This is a genomic window from Psychrobacter glacincola (assembly GCF_904846215.1).
GTDB lineage: Bacteria > Pseudomonadota > Gammaproteobacteria > Pseudomonadales > Moraxellaceae > Psychrobacter > Psychrobacter glacincola.
This window is the reverse complement of record NZ_CAJGZK010000014.1, coordinates 58,536-82,799: the sequence shown is the minus strand read 5'-3', so window position 1 is coordinate 82,799 and position 24,264 is coordinate 58,536. Positions and strand designations below refer to the sequence as shown.

Here is a 24,264-nt window from a genome sequence, read left to right as displayed (position 1 = left end):
ATGTCATCAAAGCTGTTCATGCTGCCAGCCATTTGCTCGGCTAGTTTTTTAATGTCAGATTGAGTAGTCATTGCTTATTCTCCAGTTAGTGGATTATAAGCAGTTACACAGTTTTTAGGAAAGGCTCTCAAGCACAGCCTATATTATACAATCGCCACCTAGAAACTACCTCCCAAAACTTCCTATCCATGCTACGCTAAACTCTATCAACGATAGTCGTACCTATCACTCACGCCATAAAAAAAGGATTTTATAATAGCATTTTTAAAAGCACTGTTTAATTGGATCGTTTTGACTATTTTAGCGCTACTCATTAACGATGAAAATCGCCAAAGATATGTCAGTAGATAAGAAGATTCTGGTTAATCTATCGGGTTGCAGTGATAAGGATGTTGACTTTATTTTGGATAAAGTGGATTTATATAAAAATCTGTCATCATTATAGAAAATACAACACCTATTGAGCCACGAAGCAGTTATCATCGAGTTTTTTTTACTGTCTAATGCTTGATAGGATCATCTCATGTCTAACCGCGACCTCATTATTTTTATTACCTTGTCCTTTATGTGGTCGCTGTCTTTTATTTTTTATCGTATTGGCGTGCCTGAGTTTGGCTCGTTGGTTTTTGCCAGCCTACGTGTGGTATTGGCTGGACTCACGATGCTGGTGTTTGTAATACTAAACAAGAAGAACAGAGTAGGCATTCGTGAAAATTGGAAAGTACTGACGTTGGTTGGACTGTTCTCTGCTGCAGTGCCATTTATCCTGTTTGCTTTTTCAGCACGCTCAGTCAACGCCGGCGTATTGGCGGTGCTCAATGCGTCTGTACCGATGATAAGCGGTTTTATCGCCAGTACCTTCTTTAAAGACAGGCTGTCAAAAAAGCAAATTCTCGGTTTGGTCATCGGCGTGATCGGTGTGATGATTTTGATGAGCGAGAACTTATTTGGCGGGCAGAGCGCTGAGTCGGGTTCTGGATTATTATCGATGGGCTACGCGTTACTGGCCTGTGTTGGCTACGCGCTAGGGGCAAATATCACTAGGAATTACTTGGATAATGTCTCACCGGTTGCGATTACCGCAGGCTCGCTTCTCATTGCCAGTGTGATTATGCTACCGATTGCGCTTTATGAGTTTCCTTATGGCAAGAGCATCAGCATAACGGCTTGGGTTTCTGTTGTTTGTATTGGTGTATTTTCGACTGCCATTGCGCTGATTTTTATGAATCAGCTGATCAAAAGTATCGGTCCTGTGCGGGCGACCAGCATCACCTTGGTGATTCCGATTTTTGCGATTATTTTAGGCTATTTATTGCTGGATGAGGCGTTGGATACGCCAGCCATTATTGGTTCAATGGTGATATTATTCGGTACTTACTTGTCTTTAGATTTGTCTTTTAAGAAGATGCTTAATTCTTAAAATCTTTACTACTTTCATGTCAGCCATAAAAAAACACCTGTGCAAAATCAGGTGTTTTTTTATGGCTGATGCATTCGATTGGCTGTTAAATAAAAGTAAGTGATGTTTTAAATGTTTTAAATTTAGCCTTCGATACGTTTAAGTTGGCAAAATAGCCCTTCTAGGCACTCTCTATTGTCGCCATCGGCATGCCAAATAGAAGGAATCTGCATCGCTTTTTTAACTGATAATGTACCATGGCGCGCTCGTCTAGCTTATAGCCCTTTTCATCGGTGCTGGGTGCTGGATATGTCTGCTGACGTTCGCTATCAGATAGCACCAAAAATTCGAGATACGTCTGGGCATCTTTTGCCAGAGCGCTATTCGGGCGCTTAGCCAGTTGCATCATCAACTGCTGATATTGCGGCTGAGTAAACGTTTGAACATTATTATCGACCCAGCGGGTATTGTTTGAGCCAAAGAAAAGCGCGTTGCGATATACATCCAATAAAAATTTGGCGTCTTTTATCGCATAGCCATTGGGGTAACGTTGCCCATAATCTTCCCAAAATACCGCCCGTTTGACCAGCTCTTTAAAAGTAGTGGTAATGGCAACATCGCTCCAAAAGATATCTTGATTGTCTGTTGCCATCCGCTCGATAAATGCTTTTTGGTCAGGAAGTAGATACGGCGTAAATATATCTGCCATGGCTTTTAAATCATGATCGAAAGTGTAAAAACCTTCTCCAAGGTGGCGCACGCTAACATCAGCATCACTCTGTATAAGGCTGATAAGATAACGTAGTCGCGGACTGATCTGCTCTAAATCCTCTTTCGGTATTTTCTTATCTTGTTCTAATGCGGATAGGATATTAAAAAAAGCCAGCTCAGACTCTACGGTATTCATGTCAGTTTCATGCGATAAAAAGCGTTTATACATCGTTTGATAGTCTTTGAGTAAACTCAATACTTCATCGTTACTTGCCGTTGGTAAACAGCTTTTTAGCTGTTTTTGGATAGCATAAATGGCGTCGATTTTACTGGTGTTATCCACTTTTTTTATAGTGTTACTCAGTGATAAACAGGTTTTTGCGTCTATGGCTGAGTCTGTTGGCGTACTAGGTTTGGATATTGTTGTCTCTATGGGCATGGGGGTTGGCGTATTCACCTGCTCTGCATTTTTTGGATCATTTGATTCAAGTGACGTATTTGATGTGGGTTGGCATGCGCTCAAACCTAAGAAGAGGCTGAGCCCTATCGTCAGTGATAATATGGTTTTTTGCATATGCTTCATCCTTTCAATAAATGCTAAAAAATAATTGCTAATAACAGTGACCATTATTTAAGAAGTTAATAAAATACAAGCTGTCATTGTCTTCAAATATCAATCAAAGCTTATTGATTTAATTAGCTTAATAACCTTATAAGACCACGTAAATAGTAGCCTTTAAAAGGTTGGAAATATACGGGTGTTGGTGTTTTTGTTTGTAAGTTTTACTTGGAATTTTCGTATCTACGCCCTATAAAGAACACGGCTTATGAATAAAGTGCTTAAGTAAGTCTGAGACGTCAGATTAAGTGCTATCTATTTATGACTAACAAATTCTATAACCGTATTTTTATAACAACGAACAAGGCTTTTTTATGGCACACGACAACTTATTTGAATCCGTAAAAATGGGCACTCAAACCCTAAAAAATCGCATTGTTATGGCACCTTTGACCCGCTTACGTGCGGTCGAGCCAAGCGATGTACCGACAGCTTTGGCAGGAGAATATTACTCGCAGCGTACTGGCGCAGGCTTGATTATCACTGAGGCGACGCAAGTTTCATTTCAAGCAAAAGGCTATGCAGGCGCGCCTGGTATCCACACTCAAGACCAAACGATTGCGTGGAAAACTATCGTCGATAATGTCCATGCAAAAGGCGGCAAGATAGTGGTACAGCTATGGCACACGGGTTTGGTCGCACACGAAAGCGTCCAACCTGATGGCAAAGCGCCGATTTCGGCTTCTGATATCGACGTTGGTGTGCGTACGTCATTGCGTGACAGTCAGAACCAAGCGATTCGCGTTGATGCGACACCGCCACGACCAGCCACACTTGATGAAATTAAGCAAGTCATTGCAGACTTCGCTCATGCGACCAAATGCGCACAAGAAGCAGGCTTCGATGGGGTAGAGGTGCATGGCGCACATGGTTATCTGTTGCATCAGTTTTGGGTTGAGCAAACCAACAAGCGCGATGACGAATATGGCGGTAGCCGCGAGAATCGTGCGCGTCTAACTTTAGATGTTTTGGATGCCTGTATCGCTGCTTGGGATGCCGATCATGTCGGTATTCGTATCTCACCGCTTGGTACTTTTAATAATGTCGAAGCGGGCTACGAAGAAGACAAAAATATCTGGATGATTGAGCAAATTAACAAGCGTCAACCGATGTACTTGCACTTATCTGAGCCAGATTGGGCAGGTGGCACGCCATATAACGATGGCTTCCGTGAAAAAATTCGTGCAGCCTTTGATAATACTATCATTGCCGCTGGTGGCTATACCGCCGAAAAAGCTGAGAAAAATGTCAAAGCTGGGTTTATTGATGCGGTTGCCTTTGGACGTGATTATATTGCCAACCCTGATTTGGCTGAACGCATACACCAAGGTGCGCCACTCAATGAGCAGCATCCAGCAACCTTTTATGGTGGCGGTACAGAAGGTTATACCGATTATCCTTTTTTAAAGGAAGCATAAGCGTTTATCGAATTACTGACTTTATTCATATAATGGAATAGAGTGCTCGTGAATAAAAAGCCACCTTGCGATAATTTGCAAGGTGGCTTTTTTATGTGGTTGATCGATATACTCTAAACAACCTCACCGCAAACAAAACCGCTGGCCCACGCCCATTGAAAATTATAGCCGCCAAGCCAGCCTGTGACATCCAGCACTTCACCGATAAAATATAGCCCTTCTTGATAATTACTCTGCATGGTCTTTGACGACACTTCATCGGTCTTAACGCCGCCGCGCGTGACCTCAGCAGTGCGATAGCCTTCGGTGCCTGATGGCTTTAGCAGCCAGCCATTAAGCGTTGTGCCAAGCTCAATTAAACGCTCATCTTTAATATTGGCAAGCTCTTTGTCTTTAATGTCATCCCAAAGCGTCGTTTGTAGAGCCACAAGCAATTTTTTGGGTAATGCACTGTCCGTATAATCAGCCAATACCGTACGGATGAGCTGTCTTGAATGCGAGTTTTTATGGTCGAGCAGTAGCTGAGTCATATCTGTATCTGGTAGCAGATTAATACTGATAGTTTCACCCGTTTGCCAATAGTTAGACAACTGCAACATCGCCGGGCCAGACAGTCCGCGATGGGTAAATAACAGTGGTAGCCGGAATGAAATACGCTCATTACTAGCAATGACTGGCAAGCTGATACCTGCCAACGCGCGAATGAGCTCACCTGTTTTATCGGTAAAAGTAAAGGGCACCAAACTGGCATCGATAGGGTTTAGCTGATGACCAAATTGTTGTGCCAACTCATAGCCTAAACCGCTCGCACCCATTGTCGGGATGGACAATCCGCCCGTTGCTACTACTAGTGACTCACAGCGAAAGCCAGATTGCACAGGCTTAGTTTGTTTTGGTGCGTCTTTTTGTTCTTGCTTATCTTTTTTACTGAGCACTCGACTGGTCAATAATTGAAAACGGGATTTTTTGTCGTTTTCGAGAGCTTGTACGCTGTCGATTTGAGTATTGAGTCTGACTTGTACGCCCACCGCTGCACATTCATTAAGTAGCATAGTCAAGATATCTTGCGCAGAGTCATCACAAAATAGCTGCCCGTGTTCGCGCTCATGGTAGGGTATTTTATGCCGCTCAACCATACCGATAAATTCCCAACTGGGATAACGGCTCAGTGCTGATTTACAGAAATGTTGATTGGCACCGATAAAGTGCTCCGGCTCCACGAAATAATTGGTAAAGTTACAGCGACCGCCGCCTGATATTAGAATTTTTTTACCTGCTTTATTGGCATGATCGAGTACCAGTACGCGACGACCACGGCGACCAGCAGTGAGGGCGCAGTATAGCCCTGATGCACCAGCGCCGATGATAATGACGTCAAAGTGACTACTGATGGAATGTCTGGTGATGCCCTGTCTGGCTATTGACTGATTATCTACTGACTGACCATCTGGCTTAACTGGTGCAGCTTGATTTAGCGTTTGACTCATGATGATGGCTTATAGAGTAGGTTTGGATAAGTGCTATAGTCCGTTCAAAATAAAAGCGATACGATTGTAATAACGTGCTATTGGCTATAATTTTTTCTTGCTTGCTGTGTCTACGCTGACAGAGGCTGCAAAAAATTTATAGCCAATAGCACTGTATCGTTTTTAAAACGAATCGGCTATATAAAGTGTCTCAATTATATCATGGTAATAATAGACGTGTTTTGAAGTGATTAATATGGGTAGCTGTAGTTCGCTTACTGTGAGGCAATGCCCTGTCTATGTTGACGGTATTATTCTTAGCTCATTCTACATATTGCACTCGGTTTTTCTTTATTGATACGACATCAAATTAACCAGATTATAAAAGATTAGTGAATGACTGTACATTTTATATAGACAAGGATTTTTTATTGCTATAAAGTAAATGCATCAAGATTGTTAGTTAATGTTAATATTTCGTGTTTTTATCTTACTATTTTTTAACAATATAACAACTTGGGCTTAAAGAAAATGATGTTCTTTAAGAGCGGTTGAATTAAGAAGCCAGTCAATTGGACGGCTTATTTAAACAGAGTCACGGATGACAATGTTAAGACAAAAGGGAATTTATGGATATCCTACAACTGCTCATTAGCGGTATTGCTAATGGTTGTATATATGGGCTGTTGGCGTTGGGCTTTGTACTGATTTACAAAGCCTCTGAGGCAGTGAATTTTGCCCAAGGCGACATGCTTATGCTCGGTGCCTTTTTAGGCATAGCTTTTATTAACACCGATGAAGCAAACCTTCCTTTCCTATTAGGTATTACCTTAGCCTCCATTATTATGGGGGCGTTCGGCTATCTGCTTGATCGTTTCGTGCTACGCGGCATTTTTGGTCAGCCGCAATTCGCTATGGTCATTCTTACCATCTCGCTCGGCTTTTTGATACGCTTTGGTGCTGGTGTGGTTTGGGGGCATAACCCGGTCTCATTACAGACACCATTTTCAGGCAAGATGTTGGCGTTAGGGTCGCTTAGTATTAATTATGTTGACCTGATCATCATCGTATCTACCATTGCACTCACTTCTATTTTGTACTTCTTTTTTGCCCATACTCGGCTTGGTATCGCTATGCAAGCGAGTAGCCAAAACCAAATGGCCGCTTATTATATGGGCATTCCAGTCAAGCGAATCAACGGTATTGTTTGGGCGTTATCCGGTGTCGTCGCTGCACTTGCTGGTATATTGTTTGCAGCCAAAGGTGCTATTTCACCCTCCATCGGCTTATTATTCGGTATCAAAGCTTTTGCCGCTGCTGTGATTGGTGGTCTAGGCTCTCTACCTGGTGCCCTCGTAGGGGGACTATTAATAGGTGTGATAGAACCATTTGCCGGTCGTTATCTACCGTTAGGTCTTAGTCAGATTGCACCCTATGCGGTTATGTTGATTGTGTTGATCATACGTCCAGGCGGTATTTTTTCTCAAGTCAAACAGAAAAAAGTATAGTTGGTACTTGTGTTAGCACTGCTACTAGCACTATAGCTAGCAGCTAAATCGTAGGACAGGTTGAAAATAGGTCACAAGCTTTGATTTTAGAGTAACTAAGTGAACTCCATACATTCTCAAGGATGAGTACTGTCAATGAAAGCCCAGTTTAAACACAGCTACGATCAAGATATCAATGTCTTCGATGATAAACGCCAACTCATAAAATATGGCGTGCTTCTCTTGCTACTCCTAATGGCACCTTGGTTGTTAAGTAGCTATTATATTAGTGAGCTTAGCGCCATATTAATTTGGTCTATAGCAGGACTTGGTCTTATGCTCTTGACGGGTCATACCGGACAAGTCAGTTTAGGTCATGCCGCCTTTATGGCCATAGGGGCCTTTAGCCATCTGGCACTCATGAGCCGAGGCTGGAATTTTTTTCCGGCTTTAATTGCCTGTGCGCTGATTACAGGTGTCATCGGTGCAATGATTGCCAGACCAATCTTAAGAACTAGTGGTATCTATTTGGCCATTGCCACTTTGGCGCTTAGCATTATCATCGAAGATATAGCTATCGTTGCTGAGCCCATTACCGGCGGCATCTCTGGCAGCTTTGCGTCCCCCATTAATTTCTTTGGTTATACTATCGATCGATACGTCACGCCAAAGGCCTTTTATTACTTATGCTTGGCGCTAGTGGTGCTGATTACCTTTGGCTATATTAATCTGCTCAGAAGCAGTACTGGCCGCTCTTTTTTGGCCATTAGAGACAGTGAAGTCTCTGCCCGCGCCCTTGGCGTCAATGTCCCACAAGCAAAAACTTTGGCCTTTAGCTTATCCTGTGCAATTACTGCTATTGGCGGTGCTATGTATGGGCATTTTGTGCAAGCGGTCAACTATGAGAGCTTTACCGTTATTATCTCCATAACCATACTACTGCAGATTGTCATTGGTGGTTTAGGCTCTATACATGGTGCGTTTTTTGGCGCAATCGTCGTCGTCTTATTACCACAAGTTATTGCTGTCTTAGGCGACGTCATTGGTCAAAGTACTGGCGCTAGTATCACCAGTATTCCTGGTGTTGATACGGCGTTATTTGCTTTGGTCATCGTCGTGATGATTATCTATGAGCCACGTGGTATCTACGGTATATGGGTAAAAATACGTACTTGGTTCAGACTGTTTCCGTTATATCGAAAAGGTCTGTTCCGCCGCTCCAAAACTTATCTTAAAACGGAGCGTATGCGATGAGCCTATTACAAGTGGAGTCATTATCTATCGCGTTTGGTGGCGTTAAAGCGGTTGATAATATTAGCTTTGAGGTGCAAGAGGGCGAAGTATTTACTATCGTAGGGCCTAATGGCGCTGGTAAATCGACTATTTTTAACTTAATCAGTCGCTTGTACGAGCCGCTTAGTGGTCGTATTACCTTTGACGGTACTGATATTACGCGATTGCCGGCTCATGATATTGCCAAACTTGGCATTGCGCGTACTTTTCAGAATATCGAGCTGTTTGATCACTCTAGTGTATTACAAAACCTACTTATCGGTCGTCATTCGCAGCGCAATACGACATGGATACAGGACTTGCTATTCTCACCAAAGGTGCGCCGTAGTGAGCGCGAGCATCGTCTGCAAGTTGAGAAGATTATAGATTTTTTAGAGTTAGCCCCTTATCGAGATCTGCTGATTGCAGGCTTGCCTTATGGTATTAGAAAAGTAGTCGAAATTGCCAGAGCGTTGGCGGCTAACCCAAAGCTTATTTTGCTCGATGAGCCGGCCTCAGGTCTCAGTGTAGAAGAAACTTCTGAGATGGCATGGTGGATCGAAGATATGCAAAAAGACTTAGGTCTGACTATCTTGATGGTAGAGCATGACATGAGCTTAGTGAATCGGGTGTCAGATCGAGTGTTGGCAGTGGCTGAAGGTAAGTTTTTGGCGCAAGGGTCTGCAGCTGAGGTACAAGCCAACCCACAGGTGATTGAAGCTTATCTTGGACAGGAGAGTATTTGATGCAATCTATTAAGAAACCACTGTCATCTGCAGCGCCTGACATTGAGCTAAATTTGGTCGATTCAGAAGTTACGAATAACGTGCTTGAAGTGCGCAATTTAGAATCTTTTTATGGCCCTGTTATGGCGCTAAGGGGTGTGAGCCTTGAGGTACCAAAAGGCAAAGTAGTGACTATTTTGGGCGCTAATGGCGCGGGTAAAACCACCTTGATGAAAACCATCTCTGGTGTTATCAACCCTCGCAAAGGCGCAGTATGGTTCCACGGTGAGCGTATCGATGGCACTGAGCCTGATCGGCTAGTGAAGAAAGGCTTGTCGCATGTACCAGAAGGTAGAGAGGTATTTCCATTTTTGAGCGTTGCCGAAAACTTGGCGATGGGCGCTTATACGCGACGTGACAAGTCTGAGACACAGCGTGATGTTGAGATGATATATGAGTACTTTCCAATACTAAAAGATCGCCGCACTCAAGCAGCTGGTACGATGTCCGGTGGTCAGCAGCAGATGTTAGCTATCGGTCGCGGTCTGATGTCACGCCCCTCACTCATGCTACTCGATGAGCCTTCTCTTGGGCTGTCACCACTGTTGGTACAAGAAATATTTGCCATCGTTCGTCGATTGAATAAAGAGCAAGGCGTGACGATCTTGTTGGTTGAGCAAAACGCAAGAGTCGCTCTTGCAGCAGCGGATTACGGTTATGTGTTAGAGACCGGACGTATTGTCATGGCAGGCTCAGCAGACAAGCTGATGCACTCTGACGATATCAAAGAGTTCTACCTCGGACAAACCAAAGACAACACAGCGGAAGCCACTCGGTGGAAACGCAAAAAGACTTGGCGATAATAATCATGACTAATCTTATTGATAACTTGATTGATGCAACTCACAACTCTACTTCTGATACCCCTGTCACTAGGGTAGCCCCTGTAGTGCACGCATCGTCTTATACAGAAGCATCCTCTCATAACAATGATTACAGTCACAAGATACGCAATGCGCCTTTTGATCATGCGCCCCAAGTCTTAGAAGGGTGTGACACCTTGACCAAGCTTTGGCGACAGGTTTGCTTGAGTCGAGGTAATAAAACCGCCCATCGCGAAAAGGCTTTGGGTATTTGGCAAAGTCACAGTTGGCTAGATTATTATCATCGCGGCTGCGACATTGGGATGGCTCTTGTTGAGCTTGGTCTGACCAAAGGAGATACAGTCTCTATTTTGAGTGAAGACAATAAAGAATGGCTCTACTGTGATATGGGTATCTGCGGCGTTGGCGGTATACCTAATGGCGTTTATACCACAGACAGTGCCGAGCAGCTCGCCTATATACTTAACGACAGTCAATCTAAGTTCTTGATCGTTGAAAATGATGAGCAATTACACAAATTTTTTGAGATTCGTGAGCAAGCGACTAGTATCAAAAAAGTAATTGTCTTTGAGCGTAAAGGTCTACGCAGTCTAGAGGATGATCAGGTTATATTCTTAGATGAGCTGTATCTGCTTGGTCAAAATGCTGACAACGCTTTAGAGCGTTTTAGCAGTTATATTGATCAAAGCACAGCGAACGACATACGCACGCTTATTTATACTTCGGGTACTACTGGCGATCCAAAAGGTGCCATTCTAACGCATGCCAACACGCTTTTTGAGATGAAGACTAGCATCGAGGTCATCGAAATCCTACCCACTGATGAGCAGCTATGTTTTCTACCTTTGTGCCATGTGTTAGAGCGTTTAATTTCAGTAGATCTGCCTATTCATAGGGGCTGTATTGTCAACTTTGCTGAGAGTACCGAAACCGTATTTGAGAATATGAAAGAAGTATCGCCCGATACCTTTACCGCCGTTCCTAGATTATGGGAAAAAATGTATGCCTCTATTAGCAACATGCGCAGCGATGCCAGTGCCGTTAATGTCTGGGCATTTGATCAGGCATTAAAAGCAGGTCATGACTACGCTGATATGACGATGGCAGGCAAGAAGCCCACGACTGGCCAACGGCTTCGTTACCAGTTTTGGGACAAACTCGTATTACGCAAGATTCGTGACCTCATTGGGATGACTAATGTTCGCCGTGCTACCACTGGTGCGGCGCCAATATCATTAGATATTATCCGCTGGTTTCATGCAATAGGAGTGCCTATCTATGAAGGCTACGGCATGACTGAAAGTACGGGCGTCATTTCAATAAACACGTCTGAGGAACAAATGATCGGTAGCGTAGGCAAAGCCCTACCAAATTCTGAAGTCCGTATCGCTGACAATGGTGAAATACTGGTAAAAGGCGGTCATGTGTTTGCAGGGTATTGGAACAAGCCTGAAAAAACAGCTGAGGACTTGCGCGATGGCTGGCTCCATACAGGCGATGTTGGTGAAATAAGAGAAGGCTATATATTCATTACAGGCCGTATCAAGGATATTATCATCACAGCAGGCGGTAAGAACGTCACGCCAGCAGTTATAGAGAGTAAACTTAAATTTTCGCCTTATATATCAGATGCGGTCGTCATCGGCGATAAGCGTAAGTACCTGACTTGCCTTATCATGATAGATCAAGAAAATGTCGAAAAATATGCGCAAGACAATCAAGTGATGTTCTCTGATTTTCGCTCATTGTGTCATGCCCCAGAAGTCATCGCTTTGATAGATGAAGTTGTACAGTCTGCTAATGAGACATTAGCTCAAGTAGAAACGATAAAACGCTTTCGACTCATCGATGTGCTCCTCAGCCCCGAAGATGATGAGTTGACCGCTACTATGAAATTAAAAAGAAATCTGGTTGAGAAGAAGCATCATGCTTTAATTGACTCTATGTACTGAGTAAGTGCGACTATTTAGTGCAGATCAGCTTAGTACAGATCAGCTTAGTACAGATCAGCGCTATTAAATTTACCATCACATCCAACTGATAGCGACCCAGTCGCAAGGAGAAAGGCAATGAAATGGACATTCAAAACGACGTTAATGGCACTAACGGTCGGTACGATGGGTTTAGTCGGATGTAGCGATCCAGAAACCACAGCAGCGACTGGCACTGACACTAAGGCCGCAGCTTCTGCTAGTGAGATACCAGTACAAGGCGTGACCGATACTGAAATTATCCTTGGTGGTGCGCTTGATTTATCTGGTCCGTTTGCTGGATTTGGTAATCCTGCGGTTGCAGCGGCCAATATGTACTTCGATGAAGTGAACGCTAAAGGCGGTGTTAATGGTCGAAAGATTCGCTACATCGTCGAAGACCATTCTTATCAAGTACCAAATGCCGTACAGGCCGCTAACAAGCTGGTTAGCCGCGATAAAGTATTTGCGATGTTAATGTCGTTAGGTACACCGCATAACTTAGCCAGCTTCCCAATTATGGATCGCGCCAATGTACCTAGTGTCATGCCGATCACTTTTGCAAGGCCTATGCAAGAAGAAGGTGCTCTGAATCGTCGTTATACTATTGGTAGTACTTATTACGACTCAATGAAGTTAGGTATAGAATATCTGATTGCCCAAAATGATATTAGCAATTTATGTGTCATGTATATCCCTTCAGATTATGGTGAAGAGACAAATGAAGCAGTTAAGGAAATCAGCGATAGTAACCCCAATGTTACTTTAGTTCAGGCCAGCTCACATCGTCCGGATGAAACAGACTTTTCAGGTGCGATCGCCAAACTTAGAGACTCTAAGTGTGATCTAGTCGCGCTGTCTCTGACCATACGAGGCGCGATCACTGCAGTAGGTACGGCAAACGCCATGGGCTGGGATGATGTGAAATTCATCTCTCCTGCAACCGGTTTTCATCCGGCAGTTGCTGCGGCACCAGGCGGCGCCAGTGAAGGTCTATATGCGGTTTCGTACTATAATGATTTGGCACTAAGAGCGAATGAGCCTGAGACCAAAGCTTGGGTTGAGAAGTTCAAAAAAGCCACCGGTGAAGACGCATCAGCAGGCGCTATTATTGGTTATCTTTCTGCAAGAATTACCGTTGATGGACTTAAAGCTGCAGGCCCTGACTTAAATGCCGACACATTTAATACCGGTCTAGAGACAGTCAGTTTCGTTGATGGAGTCACAGGATCTACTGTCGCTATTACTCCTAAGAGCCATGTCGCAATTAACGACGTCTACTTGTCACAAGTACAAAATGGGGCATGGAAAACCGTCACCCAGCTTAAGTAAGTACTGTCTATTTAGTGACATTTTGATAGCAGCAAGCCAATTGCAGGCCATACAATAGTATGGCCTGCAAGCGTTATAACTTCTAAGTGTGCGTATGTACTTCGAGATTATTACTATTAACGGTTGATGTCTTGCATCACCCGCCCTTATTTGTCAAACTAGAACTCAGACGTCATTCATTATGGAAGATGACACCTTATAGCCTGTCGTTGTCGCAGTTGCGCTTATTGATAGCCTTTCATTTATAAATAATTATTGATACTTTGTTGAGTACAATAAACCGCTTATGAACTCAAAATTGCTATATTAGTGGCACTGTCGTCAGTAATAACTATTAAAAAGGATAAAGACAATGACTCAAAAATCATTTCCAATTGCGCCTGAATTCCTTGCCGCCGCCAATGTTACTGCCGAGCAGTATGCTGAACAATATAAGCAATCCATTGCATCACCTGAAGCGACAGATGCTTTTTGGGCGAAGCGTGCCGAGCTGATTGATTGGATAAAAAAGCCCACCAAAATCAGTGACGTCAGCTACGACTTAGACGATTTTCGCATTAAGTGGTTTGAAGATGGCGAGCTGAATATTTCGGTCAACTGTCTGGATCGCCATGTCAAAAACAACCCCTACAAGCCTGCCATCATTTGGGAAGGGGATCATCCTTCTCTACATAAAATCATCTCATTTAAAGAGCTGCATGAAGCGGTTTGTCGCTTAGGTAATGCCATGCGCAAGCTTGGGGTCAAAAAGGGCGATCGCGTGACCCTTTATATGCCGATGATACCGGAAGCCATGGTCGCCATGCTGTCATGTACCCGTATCGGCGCGGTACATTCGGTGGTCTTTGGCGGTTTTTCTGCTGAGAGCTTGGGCAACCGCATCATTGATAGCCAGTCTAAGCTTGTTATCACTGCTGATGAAGGTATCCGTGGTAATAAACGTACGCCACTCAAAGCCAATGTCGATCGCGCGCTGGATATGGATGGCACAGGCAGCGTCAGTAATGTTATCGTCGTCCATCGTACAGGCAACTCTGTGCCGATGAGTGGTCGCCGCGATATCTGGTATCACAGCTTGGTCGATGGTGAGTCGCAGCACTGTGAACCTGAAGTGATGAATGCAGAAGACCCGCTGTTTTTATTATATACATCAGGATCAACGGGTAAGCCAAAAGGCGTGTTGCATACTACAGGTGGCTATATTACTTATGCGCTGTCCACGTTTCGTGATGTTTTCGATATCAAAGAGGATGATGTATACTGGTGTACCGCAGACGTCGGTTGGGTAACAGGTCATACCTACGCCACTTACGCACCGCTAGCCAATGGCACCACGACGGTGATGTTTGAGGGCGTGCCAGAGTATCCGACATGGGCGCGCATTGGGCATATTATCGATAAGCACCAAATCACTGTCTTATATACCGCGCCGACCGCTATCCGCGCCATGATGAAAGAGGGCGATACCTTTGTTCGTGAGTCTGCGCGCTCAAGTCTGCGCTTACTTGGGACAGTTGGTGAGCCTATCAATCCTGAAGCGTGGGACTGGTACTATCATATCGTCGGTGGCGGTAAGTGTCCGGTTGTTGATACATGGTGGCAGACAGAAACGGGCGGTATCATGCTCGCGCCAATACCGGGGACGGTGGCAATGAAGCCGGGCGCAGCGATGAATCCGCTATACGGAATCATACCAGAAGTTATTGATACCGATGGCGTCGCACTAGATGGTGCTGCTGAGGGTAATTTGGCAATTAATAGTAGCTGGCCGGGTCAAATGCGTACTATTTATAAAGACCATGCGCGGTTTTTAGCGACATACTTTACCGAATATCCCGGCTATTATTTTACGGGTGATGGGGTGCAGCGTGATGAAGATGGCCACTATTGGATTACTGGTCGTGTCGACGATGTGCTTAATGTGTCAGGACATCGACTGGGTACTGCAGAGATTGAAAGCGCGATAGTTGCCCACCCAGCGACGGCAGAGGCAGCAGTGGTAGGAATGCCGCACGATATACGTGGTATGGGAATTTGCGCTTTTGTTATTTTAAAGTCGAGTGAAAAAGCAACTGAGTCACTAAAAGCAGAATTAAACCGTCATGTACGCTCTGAGATTGGTCCGATTGCCAATCTAGATGCCATCTATATGGTCAATGTGTTACCCAAAACGCGCTCTGGTAAAATCATGCGCCGCATATTGCGTAGTCTTGCCGCAGGACAATATGTTGGACTCGGTGATTTATCCACTCTTGCTGACAGCTCAGTTATCAACGAGCTCGTCGAAGTGGTCAAGATAGAACGGGCAAAATCACATTGATTGTTCAATAACAATAAAATTTTAATAGGATCAATGCTTAAAAATGATTGGAAGCCAAGGTAAAAAGCCATGCTATAAAAGTAGCATGGCTTTTTACCGAGATATCATGGATATAGTTGCTCCTAAATAAAAGAAATACAAACATTATAAAGTACTACTGGGGTTAATTTTCTTGCTTGCTGTGCTTACGCAGACAGAGGCTGCAAATAATTAACCCTAGTAGTGTTGCAGTCTTTTAAAAGTGGATTAACTATATTAGCAGGCTTTAGAGGTTCAATATTTTTTAGAATAACCCCCTTATTTTCATCTGACTACTTATTATTTTACCAAATATTCTATAAGGTCTATTGTCATTATGACTGATTCTACTTTGCATGCGACTCAACAATCCATACCGAAAATTGCCATTATCGGTGGTGGTTTGACCGGTTTATTTACGGCCACTTTATTGGAGCGCGCGTTTACTAACGACAATGCCAACGTTGCTGTCAAAAGCAAGTCGGTCGTGCCAAACATTGTTATTTTTGAGAAGTCCCGTAGCGTCGGTCGTTTAGCAACACGTTATTGCACAGACAGTGCGACACATCAAAATTGGCAATGGGCATTTGGTGCGCAGTTTTTTACTGCTAAGAGTAACGATTTTCAACATTTTATCAAACCTTGGTTAAAAACAGGTTTACTACAGCCGTGGCGCGCCAATGTAGTGGATTTAATACCTTCTGACGATGCCGCTCAGAATGCTGACATACAAGCCAAGGAAAAGTGGAGTAGTACCCAAGCGCGTTATATTAGCACGCCCAAAATGACCAGTTGGGGTCGCGTATTGGCTGATGAACTAGCGCATACCACTATAAAGTTTAAAACCCGTGTGGCGCCATTATGTAACGAGCATTTTATAGAACAGAATGAGACTAATAGCAAAACTGAGCTGTTTGATGAAAATGGCAACAGCCTTGGAAATTTTGATTGGGTTATTTGTACAGCGCCCAGCGGTCAAGCGGTAGATATGATGGCAAATAGTAATTTTAGTGAGCAAGCGAAAATTACCGAAGCACAGATGCAAGCCTGCTATACCTTGATGCTAGGTTGGGATGATGGGCAGCCACTACCTGATACCTTAAGTAGCCTGACACCTTTATGGGATGTGGCTTATGTGCATGATGCGGCACTGGCGCGAATATTTATCGAGCATGAGAAGCTCGCTCATGACCAGTTGCTGCCCAGTGTCACGATCCATGCGCGCAATGATTGGTCAGAGCAGCACGTTGATGACGATATTGATATTGTAAAAGCGCAGTTACTACAGGCAGCACAGCAAGCTTTGAGCTGGAATGATGAAAGTACGCCGAGCCAAGTTGACTGTCATCGTTGGCGTTATGCAGCAACTCTTAAACAGCCTGATCACGAAGAGTTAGGTATCTTAGTTGATGAGCCGCGTCAATGGATTGTCAGCGGTGATTGGTGCGGCCAAGGTAACATCGAAAGCTGCTATCAGATGGCAAGACAAACCGTAGCAAAAATCTGCGCTGACTAAATCAGTTGACAGCTAGCAGTGACTTAAATCGTATTTTGTAAAACAATAAACAAGCTCATAACCAATACTAAAAATTAAAACGTGTATCGCTATAAGAGGAGTTAGTACGCTATGTTTGTATTTGATATCGATATGGAGCTGATGCAATTTCATTTTTTTCAATTGGGAATTGCTTTTATTCTCTCTTTGCCGATTGCACTCAACCGCGAGATGAAAGACAACGGCGCAGGGCTTAGAACCTTTCCTTTAGTGACCATTGCTTCCTGTGCTTTTATGCTCGTTGGTATGGATATTTATGATGCGACTGGTGAGGCGAGAATCATGTACGCTATTATCACTGGCATGGGTTTTATCGGTGGTGGCGCGATATTCAAAAATGAACAGGGCTCAAAAGGCACGGCAACGGCAGCAAGTCTCTGGAATACCGGTGCTATTGGTATTTCGGTCGCTTATGGGCGGTATGAGATTGCGATTATCTTGTCTGTGGTTGGCTTTTTGATTTTGCAATTCTCTGAGCCGTTTAAGTCAAAAAACAAGCTGTAGAAACCAAGAAAAGTACTGCGAGATGAAATATAAAGAACACCCAGCGAATAACTTTACTAAATATAGTTGATCCACTTTTAAAAGACCACAACACTACTGGGGTTAATTATTCGTCGCCTTTGTCTGTATGGGCACAGCAAGCCAGAAAAATTAACCTCAGTAGTGAGTGATAACATTTGTATTTCTTTTATTTGGGACTGACTATAGCAGGCAAAAAAAGAGCCCACGGAGGAGATACCGTGGACTGAGGAAAACTTATCATGCGATCAAATGAAAAATCATCAGCCACAAATAAGTTGATACAAATTTATTATTACTAGCCGTTGTTCTTACTATTGATATTTGGTTAAAAAGAGACAGTTCAAGATACTCTTACATCTATTTACAATTTTTAGTGTACAAGTGTATCGATATTTCCGGCTCATAATAACCGACATTCAGCTTAAAAATCGCTCGATTATCAAAATATATGCTTGGTATAAACGATAGCTACACAGATGGCATGACGACTTGCCTGAAAAATGCTAAGCTATCTGCCATTATTAGGTCAATATTAAACTGGGTTTGCCATGACTGAGAGCACGCATTTGCATCCGCAGGAGCCGTCAAGTACGCAGAGTAACAAGAGTATTTTTAATTTGCCCAATAACCTGACGATTGCGCGTATCTTAATGATTCCGCTATTCGTCGCCATTGCTTATTGGCCGCCTGCTATGGGGATTGGCATGCCAGCAATCTCAGATAACGTGATTGCAAAGGTTGGCATGAGTGACTTTAGCGACAGTCTATTGCGTCACTTATTATTAACAGGCGTTTTTATCCTAGCGGCAATTACCGATTGGCTTGATGGCTATTTTGCCCGTAAGCTCAATGTGGTATCAGCCTTTGGTCGATTTTTAGACCCCGTCGCTGACAAGCTAATGGTGGCAGCTGCGCTCATTATCTTAGTGCAATGGCATCCCAATATCATCATGGCGATAGCTGCGATTGTGATTATCTCGCGTGAAATCGCGGTATCGGCATTGCGTGAATGGATGGCAGAACTGGGTAAAAGTACCAGTGTGGCGGTGTCTTATGTTGGTAAATTGAAAACTACCTTTCAGATGATAGCGATTACAGTGCTTTTGTTAAATTGGCAATCGCTTGAAACCATCGGCTATGTGTTGATGGTAGCGGCAGTGATTCTAACGTTATGGTCGATGATGATTTATCTTAAAGCTGCTTGGCCGTATTTAAAGCAAAGTGGTTAAGAGGGGGCTAAATATAGTCAGTGAAAAGTAATATCGACACATGATGTACTGCTGGTATTAATTTTTCTTGCTTACTGTGCCCATGCAGACAGAGGCTGCAAAAAATTTGTACCAGTAGTACCGTAGCGTTTTTTAGAGTATTTTGGCTTTAGATAGCGGCTAAATCTCTCGATTTGCTGTTAAACCCATAAAATCCAGTCAGTAAAAAACGCCAGTTGCATCAGCTACTGGCGTTTTTTATGATAGAATTTTTGTTTTTATAGATTCAATAGTTTACTGATAAATTATAAAGAAACGGAAAAGGTCTCGCCCATATCTTCAGCAGTTTTGCCTTCTTGTACGGCTGCCGCTGCCATCTTAAACATATTTACTACGGTACTGCCACTAAGCCAGCATTCTGCACCATGAGGCACAACCTTAATCAATTGTACGTTTTCATCTTCCTTACCATGCTCAAAAAAGGCATTGTAAACCGGCGACCAAAGCTCATCCAATTTAGCTTTGTCTGTCGGTAATTCAGCGTTAGCACTGATAGAAACAAAGTTCTTTTCATCTTGAGTGGCATAAGTCAGCCCGATTCTGGCATCATCCTGAATATCTTTGACGACATCTGATTTTTTATCGCCGATAAACCAGATCTCTTTATTTTCAAGATTGACTTCGCTTGTGGTCATCGGCCACGCATGGATATCGCCTTTTTTATTGTTGGTACTCATCATGGCAAATTTCACGTCTTTGATGACGGCTTGGATTTTATCGAGATGCTCTTGGTTACTCATGGTGGATATCCTTTTTCATTATCGTAAATAAATTATGAATTTATAGTTGTTAAGGAAATAGTCTTAAGGGGTTAGTGTAGAAAAACCGTTTATTTCATAAAAACTGGCTTTATAAAAACCAGCTCATCAAGAACTGCTACCTAGAATAGCGATTACAGGTGGGCTATTTATATAGGTTGCCAGTAAGGCGATGTGAGGGTTTGTAAGGACTATAAGCTTTAGGTAAAAATTGTAACGCTGTGCCGTCAGGCTTGCTGCTGTGAGAGCAAATCGGCACTATTTGCCCAATGCTTCCTCATAATATTACCGAAGCAATTGGCAATTTATCTTGGTTTTGTCCTGCTTATTACAGGGCTTCTTGTTATAATACGCGAACCATTTACTTAGCATGGCAGAGATGCCTGTTATTGCCTATATCCTGTGGAATATGCCTTTATGATGACCATCGCCGGACAACCGTTTCTTACCGATTTTCAGACGCAGCAACTCATCAGTCAGTTTCAGCAAAAAACCGAGCTAAATGTCAGCCAAATTCATACCCAGCAAGTGTATGTGTTATCACGAGAACTCGAAGGTGATGAGCATAAAAAAGCGCTAGACTTACTTGCTGTCGATAGTAGTACTGTCCTTGCAGCCCCAAAGAACAACCAGTTACAAGTCATCGTTAGTCCACGTTTTGGCACCATTTCGCCATGGGCAAGTAAAGCGACCGATATTTTTAATAACTGTGAAATTGCGATCAATCGCGTTGAGCGTGTGATTGTTTATACGCTAACTGTCGATGGAAAAATAGACGGTGACGTCAGTGAGACACTGCCTAAAACCGCTGAAGAGTTATTGTTTGACCGTATGACCCAAAGCTTGGTTTATGATTTAAATGACGTGAATAATCTATTTGATGATGAGCAACCAGCGTCGTTGAATCATATTGATGTCATCGGCGAAGGTCAGGTAGCGTTAGAGTCAGCAAACACAGAATTTGGCTTTGCACTATCAAGCGAAGATATTGACTATCTGATGAATGCTTACGTCAATGAGCTTAAGCGTAATCCAACCGACGTTGAGCTAATGATGTTTGCGCAAGCAAACTCAGAGCATTGCCGTCATAAGATTTTCAACGCTGAATGGACAGTAGATGGCGCAGTACAGCCAAAATCACTATTTCAAATGATTAAAAATACTTATAAAGCCAATCCACAAGGTATCTTGTCGGCTTATAAAGACAACGCTGCGGTGATGGCAGGTTCTGAGGGTATGCGTTTTTACCCAATTCCTACTGATGCGATGGATGCCAATTCTGCGCATCCTTACAGTTTCCATCATGAAGAAATCGACATTTTAATGAAAGTCGAGACTCATAACCATCCAACGGCGATTGCCCCTTATGCGGGTGCAGCGACGGGTGCAGGCGGTGAGATTCGTGATGAAGGCGCAACGGGTCGCGGCGGTAAGCCAAAAGCCGGTTTAACTGGTTTTCATGTGTCACATTTGCATATCCCAGAGCTTGCCGAGAAATGGGAGCAGTCAGGTCAATTGAGTACGCAAGATTATGGTACGCCGGATCGTATGGCAACCAGTCTTGAAATTATGCTTGAGGCACCATTAGGTAGCGCCAACTTCTCAAACGAGTTTGGTCGTCCAAATCTATGTGGTTATTTCCGTAGTTTCCAATTGGATATGTCAGCGGCAAAAGACGGCAGCCAAATGCGTGGCTATCATAAGCCAATCATGCTTGCAGGTGGTTATGGCAATATCAAACGCAATCTCATTGAAAAAAACACCATTCAACAAGGTGATCTGCTTATCGTCCTTGGTGGTCCAGCCATGCAAATCGGTTTGGGTGGCGGCGCGGCATCTTCTGTTGATAGTGGTTCACTTGATGAAGGCTTGGATTTTGCTTCTGTGCAGCGTGATAACGCTGAGATGGAACGTCGCTGTCAAGAAGTGATGGATCGCTGCTGGGCATTAGCGGGTAATGATATTGACGCGAGCAACAATGGTAAAGACGGTAACCCAATCGTCTCTCTTCATGACGTCGGGGCAGGTGGTCTATCGAATGCGATGCCAGAATTGGTCAATGACCACGAAATGGGCGCGCATTTGAATTTGCGTAAAATTCCGTCGCTAGAAGCTGGCATGTCGCCAATGGCAATTTGGTCAAATGAGGCGCAAGAGCGTTATGTTTTAGCAATTCGTCCAGAAAGCCAAGCGCAGTTCGATGCGATTTGTGCTCGTGAGCGCTGCCCGTATGCCATCTTAGGAACGGCGACTGATATTCGTCAGCTCGTCGTGAATGACGAATTGCTCGATGAGCAGCCTGTCGATATGCCGATGCAAGTCTTGCTTGGTGGTACACCGCAGATGCAGCGCAGCTTTAAACGTCAAGAGAATGAGTTACCTCCGCTAGAGCTCAATGATTTTAATCTAGCTGAATCCATCAAAGATGTGCTACGTCATCCAACGGTTGCTAGCAAATCATTCTTAATTAGTATCGGTGACCGCTCTATCACTGGTATGGTCGTACGCGATCAGTATGTTGGTCGCTATCAAGTGCCCGTCGCTGATTGCGCGGTTACCGCTTCAGGGCTGATTGCGCTAGATGGTCAGCCAATGAGCGGTGAGGCGATGAGTGTTGGCGAACGTACGCCAGTTGCACTTATTAGCCCAAAAGCTTCTGCACGATTGGCCGTTGGTGAAGCGATTACCAATATCACTGGCGCGCGTATTACCCAGTTATCTGATATCACCATGTCAGCAAACTGGATGGCAGCGTGTGGCGATGATAATGAGGACGCAGCCTTGTTTGATGCGGTCTATACCGTTGGTGAAGAGTTGTGTCCAGCATTGGGCATTGCGATTCCAGTGGGTAAAGACTCGCTATCGATGCGTGCCAATTGGACGGATGAAGACGATAATGGCAGCACAGATAAATCTGTCGTCTCGCCAATGAGTTTGGTCATTACGGCTTTTGCTCCTGTTATTGACGTGGCAAAAACGCTAACGCCTGAACTCATTAACGGTGACAGCGCCTTCTATCGTATTGACTTATCCAAAGGCAAACTGCGCCTCGGTGGCTCAATCCTTGCGCAAACGGCAAGCCAACTGGGTAACGAGTGCCCAGACCTAGATAAACCAAGCGATTTAATCGATTTCTTTAACTTTATCCAAGCGGGCAACGCCCAAAACGTCATCAGCGCTTATCACGATATCGGTGATGGTGGTCTGCTAGCCACTATCGCTGAGATGCAATTCACCAGCCGTCAAGGTATCAAGCTGTCATTGAACGATGAAAATTTACTCGGTCAATTATTCAGTGAAGAATTGGGCGCGGTCATCCAAGTATTACCAGAAAACGTCGCCGCTTTAATGCAAATGGCAGTAGAATTTAACGTTAGCGATATGCTTAGCCTTGTCGGTCAAAGTACTGAGGAAGACAGCTTAATTATCCAAACACCGTTACATATGGGCATCGATGGTATTAAGGATACCTTACGCTTTAGCCGTACTGAGTTGCAGCAAGAGTGGAGTCAGGTCAGCTATCAAATCGCGCGTCGCCGTGACAACCCCGCTTGCGTACAGCAAGAGTATGACTTGATTGCCGATGCTAGTCATAAAGGTCTTATCGCTGCACCAAACTTTGATCTCAATCAAAAAGTTGAAGAACCGTACCTAAACAGTCGTGAGAACAAACCAAGAGTTGCAATCCTCCGTGAGCAAGGCGTCAACGGCCAGACGGAAATGGCAGCAGGATTTACCCAAGCTGGCTTTGAAGCGGTCGACGTCCATATGAGTGACTTGCTCAGCGGTCGTATTAATCTACGTGACTTCGACGGTCTGGTCGCTTGTGGTGGCTTTAGCTACGGTGACGTACTGGGCGCAGGCTCTGGCTGGGCGAACTCTATCTTGTTCCACGACGAATTACGCATGCAGTTTGTACGCTTCTTTGCCCGTCCTGATACCTTTTCACTTGGCGTTTGTAACGGTTGTCAGATGATGGCGCAGTTAAAAGACCTCATCCCAGGCGCGGAAAACTTCCCACGCTTTATCGCTAATAAATCGGCGCGTTTTGAAGCGCGTACGGTCAACGTAAAAGTTGAGCGTACCAAATCCATCCTGTTCAAAGGCATGCAAGACAGTATCTTACCGATTGCCGTTGCTCATGGTGAAGGCTATGCGACGCTCAATGAGATAGAAATTGACGGTATGGCAAAGCACGGTCAACTTGCCATGCGTTATGTCGATAGCCAAGGTCATCCAACCGAGACTTATCCGCTCAATCCAAACGGTTCGCTCGGTGGTGTCACGGGTCTGTGTAGCACTGATGGTCGCGTCACCATCATGATGCCGCACCCTGAGCGTACGCTACGTGCATACAATCACAGCTGGAAACCAGAAGCGTGGGATGAGGACGGCGCGTGGATGCGTATGTTCCGTAATGCGCGGGCTTGGTTGCGTTAAGATATAGGCTAAGTTCGTTTAGAGTATTATTGTAGACAGCTGTTTTTTAAAATGAGAAGGTGGGCGCAAAGCTCACCTTTTTTGTGTTTTGTGTTTA

16 protein-coding genes and 1 pseudogene are annotated in these 24,264 nt (G+C 44.2%); 13 read left to right on the top strand and 4 right to left on the bottom strand.

Annotation, left to right across the window (positions count from 1 at the left end):
• Positions 1 to 71: pseudogene (locus tag JMW90_RS14080) on the bottom strand (transposase); the annotation flags it as partial.
• 452 nt (positions 72 to 523) lie between these two features.
• Between JMW90_RS14080 and JMW90_RS09300 the strand changes: the two are divergent.
• Positions 524 to 1,420 carry a DMT family transporter gene (locus JMW90_RS09300; protein WP_201563468.1) on the top strand — a complete coding sequence of 299 codons (897 nt, stop codon included), beginning with the start codon at positions 524 to 526 and terminating at the stop codon, positions 1,418 to 1,420.
• A 160-nt stretch (positions 1,421 to 1,580) separates the two neighbouring features.
• On the opposite strand, the gene JMW90_RS09295 is transcribed toward JMW90_RS09300, so the two are convergent.
• Entirely contained in the window at positions 1,581 to 2,684 is a 1,104-nt protein-coding gene (locus tag JMW90_RS09295; RefSeq protein WP_201563466.1) for a hypothetical protein, read from the bottom strand.
• 359 nt (positions 2,685 to 3,043) lie between these two features.
• On the opposite strand from JMW90_RS09295, the gene nemA reads away from it, so the two are divergent.
• The gene (gene nemA / locus JMW90_RS09290) at positions 3,044 to 4,147 is read left to right on the top strand and encodes an alkene reductase (protein ID WP_201563464.1); all 1,104 of its coding nucleotides are present in this window, start codon (positions 3,044 to 3,046) and stop codon (positions 4,145 to 4,147) included.
• A 113-nt stretch (positions 4,148 to 4,260) separates the two neighbouring features.
• Here the strand turns inward: nemA and JMW90_RS09285 are convergent, their stop codons facing one another.
• A complete protein-coding gene (locus JMW90_RS09285; RefSeq protein ID WP_201563482.1) occupies positions 4,261 to 5,538 on the bottom strand; it encodes a BaiN/RdsA family NAD(P)/FAD-dependent oxidoreductase in 1,278 nt (425 codons plus the stop codon).
• Positions 5,539 to 6,242: 704 nt separating this feature from the next.
• Here JMW90_RS09285 and JMW90_RS09280 point away from each other — a divergent pair.
• The 10 genes from JMW90_RS09280 to pgsA all read left to right on the top strand — a co-directional run bounded on the left by JMW90_RS09280 (position 6,243) and on the right by pgsA (position 18,930).
• Positions 6,243 to 7,121 (top strand): branched-chain amino acid ABC transporter permease, encoded by an 879-nt coding sequence (locus JMW90_RS09280; protein WP_201563462.1) that lies wholly within the window; start codon positions 6,243 to 6,245, stop codon positions 7,119 to 7,121.
• A gap of 135 nt (positions 7,122 to 7,256) precedes the next feature.
• Positions 7,257 to 8,354, top strand: coding sequence for a branched-chain amino acid ABC transporter permease (locus JMW90_RS09275; RefSeq protein ID WP_201563460.1), 1,098 nt, complete (start codon positions 7,257 to 7,259; stop codon positions 8,352 to 8,354).
• Positions 8,351 to 9,118: an ABC transporter ATP-binding protein gene (locus JMW90_RS09270; RefSeq protein WP_201563458.1), complete on the top strand. Its 768-nt coding sequence runs from the start codon at positions 8,351 to 8,353 to the stop codon at positions 9,116 to 9,118. The genes JMW90_RS09275 and JMW90_RS09270 overlap by 4 nt, the downstream gene beginning before the upstream one ends.
• Complete coding sequence (locus tag JMW90_RS09265; RefSeq protein WP_227691924.1) at positions 9,118 to 9,960, top strand: ABC transporter ATP-binding protein; 843 nt, start codon at positions 9,118 to 9,120, stop codon at positions 9,958 to 9,960. The genes JMW90_RS09270 and JMW90_RS09265 overlap by 1 nt, the downstream gene beginning before the upstream one ends.
• Before the next feature lie 5 nt (positions 9,961 to 9,965).
• Positions 9,966 to 11,933, top strand: a complete 1,968-nt coding sequence (locus JMW90_RS09260) for an AMP-dependent synthetase/ligase (protein WP_201563456.1) — start codon at positions 9,966 to 9,968, stop codon at positions 11,931 to 11,933.
• A 117-nt stretch (positions 11,934 to 12,050) separates the two neighbouring features.
• A complete protein-coding gene (locus JMW90_RS09255; protein WP_201563453.1) occupies positions 12,051 to 13,283 on the top strand; it encodes an ABC transporter substrate-binding protein in 1,233 nt (410 codons plus the stop codon).
• Positions 13,284 to 13,635: 352 nt separating this feature from the next.
• Positions 13,636 to 15,603 (top strand): acetate--CoA ligase, encoded by a 1,968-nt coding sequence (acs, locus tag JMW90_RS09250; RefSeq protein WP_201563451.1) that lies wholly within the window; start codon positions 13,636 to 13,638, stop codon positions 15,601 to 15,603.
• A gap of 355 nt (positions 15,604 to 15,958) precedes the next feature.
• Positions 15,959 to 17,137 carry an NAD(P)/FAD-dependent oxidoreductase gene (locus JMW90_RS09245; protein ID WP_201563449.1) on the top strand — a complete coding sequence of 393 codons (1,179 nt, stop codon included), beginning with the start codon at positions 15,959 to 15,961 and terminating at the stop codon, positions 17,135 to 17,137.
• 111 nt (positions 17,138 to 17,248) lie between these two features.
• A complete protein-coding gene (locus JMW90_RS09240) occupies positions 17,249 to 17,680 on the top strand; it encodes an MgtC/SapB family protein (RefSeq protein ID WP_201550518.1) in 432 nt (143 codons plus the stop codon).
• 569 nt (positions 17,681 to 18,249) lie between these two features.
• Positions 18,250 to 18,930 carry a CDP-diacylglycerol--glycerol-3-phosphate 3-phosphatidyltransferase gene (pgsA, locus tag JMW90_RS09235; protein ID WP_201550519.1) on the top strand — a complete coding sequence of 227 codons (681 nt, stop codon included), beginning with the start codon at positions 18,250 to 18,252 and terminating at the stop codon, positions 18,928 to 18,930.
• A 284-nt stretch (positions 18,931 to 19,214) separates the two neighbouring features.
• Here pgsA and JMW90_RS09230 read toward each other — a convergent pair whose 3' ends face one another.
• Positions 19,215 to 19,709, bottom strand: a complete 495-nt coding sequence (locus JMW90_RS09230; RefSeq protein WP_201563447.1) for a pyridoxamine 5'-phosphate oxidase family protein — start codon at positions 19,707 to 19,709, stop codon at positions 19,215 to 19,217.
• A 435-nt stretch (positions 19,710 to 20,144) separates the two neighbouring features.
• Here JMW90_RS09230 and purL point away from each other — a divergent pair, with 435 nt between their 5' ends.
• A complete protein-coding gene (gene purL, locus JMW90_RS09225) occupies positions 20,145 to 24,167 on the top strand; it encodes a phosphoribosylformylglycinamidine synthase (protein WP_201563445.1) in 4,023 nt (1,340 codons plus the stop codon).
• Positions 24,168 to 24,264: the final 97 nt, after the last annotated feature.

Bases quoted from the DNA above. Each gene is read 5' to 3' on its own strand.
- JMW90_RS09245 (WP_201563449.1), top strand. From the start codon at position 15,959: ATGACTGATTCTACTTTGCATGCGACTCAACAATCCATACCGAAAATT.
- JMW90_RS09240 (WP_201550518.1), top strand. From the start codon at position 17,249: ATGTTTGTATTTGATATCGATATGGAGCTGATGCAATTTCATTTTTTT.
- JMW90_RS09280 (WP_201563462.1), top strand. From the start codon at position 6,243: ATGGATATCCTACAACTGCTCATTAGCGGTATTGCTAATGGTTGTATA.
- JMW90_RS09230 (WP_201563447.1), bottom strand. From the start codon at position 19,709: ATGAGTAACCAAGAGCATCTCGATAAAATCCAAGCCGTCATCAAAGAC.
- pgsA (WP_201550519.1), top strand. From the start codon at position 18,250: ATGACTGAGAGCACGCATTTGCATCCGCAGGAGCCGTCAAGTACGCAG.
- nemA (WP_201563464.1), top strand. From the start codon at position 3,044: ATGGCACACGACAACTTATTTGAATCCGTAAAAATGGGCACTCAAACC.
- purL (WP_201563445.1), top strand. From the start codon at position 20,145: ATGATGACCATCGCCGGACAACCGTTTCTTACCGATTTTCAGACGCAG.
- JMW90_RS09255 (WP_201563453.1), top strand. From the start codon at position 12,051: ATGAAATGGACATTCAAAACGACGTTAATGGCACTAACGGTCGGTACG.
- JMW90_RS09270 (WP_201563458.1), top strand. From the start codon at position 8,351: ATGAGCCTATTACAAGTGGAGTCATTATCTATCGCGTTTGGTGGCGTT.
- acs (WP_201563451.1), top strand. From the start codon at position 13,636: ATGACTCAAAAATCATTTCCAATTGCGCCTGAATTCCTTGCCGCCGCC.
- JMW90_RS09275 (WP_201563460.1), top strand. From the start codon at position 7,257: ATGAAAGCCCAGTTTAAACACAGCTACGATCAAGATATCAATGTCTTC.
- JMW90_RS09260 (WP_201563456.1), top strand. From the start codon at position 9,966: ATGACTAATCTTATTGATAACTTGATTGATGCAACTCACAACTCTACT.
- JMW90_RS09265 (WP_227691924.1), top strand. From the start codon at position 9,118: ATGCAATCTATTAAGAAACCACTGTCATCTGCAGCGCCTGACATTGAG.
- JMW90_RS09295 (WP_201563466.1), bottom strand. From the start codon at position 2,684: ATGCAAAAAACCATATTATCACTGACGATAGGGCTCAGCCTCTTCTTA.
- JMW90_RS09300 (WP_201563468.1), top strand. From the start codon at position 524: ATGTCTAACCGCGACCTCATTATTTTTATTACCTTGTCCTTTATGTGG.